Source organism: Candidatus Babeliales bacterium (genome assembly GCA_035455925.1).
Classification (GTDB): Bacteria; Babelota; Babeliae; order Babelales; family Vermiphilaceae; genus SOIL31.
Map to the genome: position 1 here is coordinate 1 of DATIEE010000030.1, position 4,147 is coordinate 4,147.

The window sequence follows — 4,147 nt, forward strand, 5'->3', positions numbered from 1 at the left end:
GATCTACAAGAAAAAGTTACTTTGCATGGGTGGGCAACACAAGAGGAGGTTATTTCTATTTTAGATACATCTCATATTTTTGTACTACCATCACGAACAGGACCGGATGGTAATGAAGAAGGTATTGCAAATGCTTTAAAAGAAGCAATGGCAATGGGTCTAGTTTCTGTCGGTACATGGCATGCAGGAACGCCTGAGCTAATCGAAGATGGCGTATCAGGGTTTCTTGTACATGAAAAGAGTGTGTTTCAGCTATCAAGAACCCTTGAATATATTATTGAACATCCAGAAATATGGAAGCCTGTTGCTTTGGCTGCGCGAAAAAAGATTGAAGCTGAATTTGAGATTAAGCATGCTGTTGAGCAATTAGAAATATTGTTTTATCAATTACTTACGAACAACTAAATAACGGCGTAATGTATTTCTTTTTGGTTCACAGGTATTTTTCGTAAAAAAATATATTTATCCTATAAAACCAAGTGCTAGTCCTATAACACTTATAAACGTTTCAGACGTTCTTGGGTCCCCTGTTTTATTTAATGTCATAGTAAAAATTAAAGCAATTGCTATACTTCCACTACAGATAAAAGCTATTTTGAGCGGATGGAGCATCATTTTATACATACTATATGCAATACCCTTTAGACGTGATTGCAACGTATCTTCTGTAATAATTTTTGACGCAGCAATAACTTCTTTTATACTGTCAGGCAAATTGTTATAATCATTATAATTTTCAGGATCAAGAGTTATTAGTGTATCATCATTTTGGGCAATATTGAGTACAATCAAAGGAATATTTCCTTTATTTAAGCAATCTATTGTTGATAGCATAGTATCATCAATTAATGGTTTAATTCTTATCTTTCTTTGTTTTGAACCGTTACTATCAGTATAGATCTCATTTATGCTATTTTTATTATCAGCAGTAAAAGCTAAGCGCTGTGTACGCTTACAATTTTTCTTTTTTGACAAAAATGAACCAGTTTTAAGATTAAAAGAATAACCATTTGCGTAAAAACCACTGCAACAAAAAAATAAAATATCATCCGAGATACACGCAATTTCATGTGCATCAAGCTTGAGATGCGAAAAGGGTTCAGGTAAAATGACAGTTTTTAACGATGAACAATCTACAATATATGATGATTGATTATTCTTATTTTGATCTGCATGATGCATCACACTAAGACATATTTTATTTTTTTTCGTTGGAAGCAAATAAGCATTATAAATAAGTGTAAAATGCTTCTGGCATTTTTTTTGAATAGTATCACAATTTAATTGCTTAAAAACAGGAAGTCCATTTACTTGTTTGTCACTGATAAAAATTTCGTTTTTTGTATTGATAACAATCGTTCCTAGTTTATTGCAGCTAATACCAAAAATAGGTTTGGCGTTACCAACATTAATTGCGGTGAAATCGTCATTTTCAATATTAAGAATACCAAAATCTTTACCTCTGGTAATATACAGTTTTTTATTGTCTTGCGTAAAAACACAGTGACCAAATGAATCTATTATGGGTTTATTTGAATTGAGTAGATTTATAACAAAGTTTTTAGTGTAACTTTCTGATTTTCGAATAGAACAAATAAATAATGTCTCATCATCATTGGCACTAATATGTAGAATTTTTTCAGTATTAGTAAGATCATGAGTAAAAATAGGTTGTTTATTTTTAATTATCGTCAACTGTGTACATTTTGAAGCATATTCACGACCGATCATAGATCCTGTTATTACGGTTCCCGTTTGATTATTGAGGTAATAAATATTATCAAATCTATTTTGCAACGAAAATATATTTCCAATTTTTTTCCATAACCATGCAGATAAATTTTCTGTCGCAGGAGGAAAAGTTTCTGTTAATGTATCAGAGTATGCTTGAAGTAGTAGTGCATCAATTTTTGTTTTTTTAACTATTTTTTTCATAACACTCTTGAAAAGATTCATGTGAGATAGACTATTAAAACAATCTCTTTCTGCCGCTGGAGTTGCGATAATTTTCTGAGTAAGAGAATTGACAAGATACTTATAAAAGGTTTCGTCAGAAAAGTTTAGAAAATCAGCATTATGTGTTAGATTAACGAGTTCTATTTTATTGAGTGTGTTAATGTATTGCGCGAGAGATTTTTCTATTATTTTCCGTTGAGTTATTTTTGATTGTGTTGCTTTGATAGTACTTATACTGCTTAAGCATGAAATAAGATGCAAAATATCGTTTGTCTCTGAATCAGGAATAATACATTGAAATTGGTTTTTTTTCATTGGAGACTTTATTTGACTATCAATATAATTGCATTGCTGCGCCACTGCAAGAGGAATAGGAAATGCTTGTGGTGGTTGCTCATCAGTCAATAACGTAAAAATAGGCATTTCGTTTGAGAAAGTTACCATACTTATAACGGCTTGAGATATAAAAAGAGACAATAAACAGATAATATTGATATATTTCATAATATAAAATCACATAGAAACTAATTATTGTAACGTTACTCATTAATTACAGTGTATTAAAAAAAACAAAAATCAACAACTAGGGTTTTTCAATGTTTTTTTTATTTCACTCATACAAAATAAGTTGAGGTCCCTCTCCTGTTTGTTGTGTTACTTTTATTAATTGTATAATTCCTTTAGCTAACTTGTATAAATGTTTCATCTTTTCAGCATTAATTGAAAGAAAAAAATATTTTTTTATCTAGGTCGGTAGTTGCCAAACCTATCACTTTACTGTAACAATCTGCAATAAAAGAATTTTGACATTATTTAAAAAAAACAATATAATATTAAATATAGACGTGTTTTATTTCTATTTGATATTATATTAAGCATGAGGAGAATGTATGAAAAAAATTTTTATTGGCATAATAACAATGATTATTATGATCACTACTGCTACGCATATTATATGTTTTGATGACAAAATAGATACGATTCATGTTAAATTGTCTTTAAAGAAGATGTCTTCAGAAAATGTTGATGAAAAGATTAATAATCTTTCTCATAAAAATGATGAGCATGCATGTGATGTATTAAGGATTGCATGGGAAGATAAACATAATACATATTCAGTAATATCTGCATACATTAGTATTAAGAATTCTAATCTTTTTCTTTTAAGGATGCGAAATCCTTTTTGTTGGACAAAAAATTATCTAGATGGAGTTCCGCTAACATTAGAATCAAAAGAATCACATATGTTTAGATTTCCATCAAGCTTGCCTGATGACTTTGTTGAAACCTTAAAAAAAGAAGGAACAATAACTCTTAAAGACGCTCTATTTGAAAAGCCTGTTAAAATAGTTCTCGAACTAGATTCTATAGATGGTAGTAATTATATAAATCCTTTATTTAAAAGAAGAAAAAAAATAAAAAAAATAAAAGAGAAGCGTGTTGATATCCTTAATGATTTTTCTGAATTTTCTAAAACAGAACGAATGAAAATAAGAAGTTATAGCATGTGTGATTCTATTCATGAATAAGAAGTTGCACTTCATATTAGAATTTTCTAGCTAAGTATATTTTTAAAATTATTGCGTTAATAATGCAAAGAGCATAGGTACTTTTTTATTAAGAAATCCATTATACCAGAGTTACTTTTAATAACCATAATTTTTAAATAGGTAAAATATATGAAAAAAATATATACGATGTACTTTCTAAGCGTACTGATGCTCATTGTTCAAACAAATACTTTATTTACTATGCGAAATAGTGCTGTAAAGATTGCAAAAATAGGATTGTATTCCTTGTGCTCAGGGTTCGAACTTATGTGTGCCTTTAATCCTTTATTAGCTACTTACTTTATACATCACCCAGCTATAATGGCAGAAAAGAAGGAGGAATACTGTTCTAATGCGCCAAAAAGCATTATAAATTTTATTAAAAACATACAAAATAAAAGAAATATTCAACAGGATATTCATATTATCGTTGGAGAAAATGGCCATAAAAGTTATAGCATGTCATCTCATAAAAATATTTTGTATATTCCTCATAAGGTAAGCAACGATTTAGAAGAATTATTAGAGAGAAAACAATTTACTCCCGAAGAACAAGTCAAAATTAATGGGCATATCGCAAGTATACATCATGAACTTACGCACTGGGAGAATGATGATAGTACAAATACGCATATCTATGA

At 29.4% G+C, this 4,147-nt stretch carries 4 protein-coding genes; 3 read left to right on the forward strand and 1 reads right to left on the reverse strand.

Annotated features, from left to right (window positions below; genetic code table 11):
- The coding region (locus VLB80_04825; protein ID HSC25507.1) for a glycosyltransferase at positions 1-405 on the forward strand (405 nt) is incomplete at its 5' end.
- Between the two features lie 57 nt (positions 406-462).
- Here VLB80_04825 and VLB80_04830 read toward each other — a convergent pair.
- A complete protein-coding gene (locus VLB80_04830) occupies positions 463-2,460 on the reverse strand; it encodes a hypothetical protein (protein HSC25508.1) in 1,998 nt (665 codons plus the stop codon).
- Positions 2,461-2,846: 386 nt separating this feature from the next.
- Between VLB80_04830 and VLB80_04835 the strand changes: the two genes are divergently transcribed.
- Both VLB80_04835 and VLB80_04840 read left to right on the forward strand, forming a co-directional pair.
- Positions 2,847-3,485 (forward strand): hypothetical protein, encoded by a 639-nt coding sequence (locus VLB80_04835; protein HSC25509.1) that lies wholly within the window; start codon positions 2,847-2,849, stop codon positions 3,483-3,485.
- 150 nt (positions 3,486-3,635) lie between these two features.
- Positions 3,636-4,147, forward strand: a 512-nt coding sequence (locus VLB80_04840; GenBank protein HSC25510.1) for a hypothetical protein, incomplete at its 3' end; no start/stop codon positions are given.

Coding starts and splice junctions, on each gene's coding strand:
- VLB80_04830 (HSC25508.1), bottom strand. CDS start 2,460: ATGAAATATATCAATATTATCTGTTTATTGTCTCTTTTTATATCTCAA.
- VLB80_04835 (HSC25509.1), top strand. CDS start 2,847: ATGAAAAAAATTTTTATTGGCATAATAACAATGATTATTATGATCACT.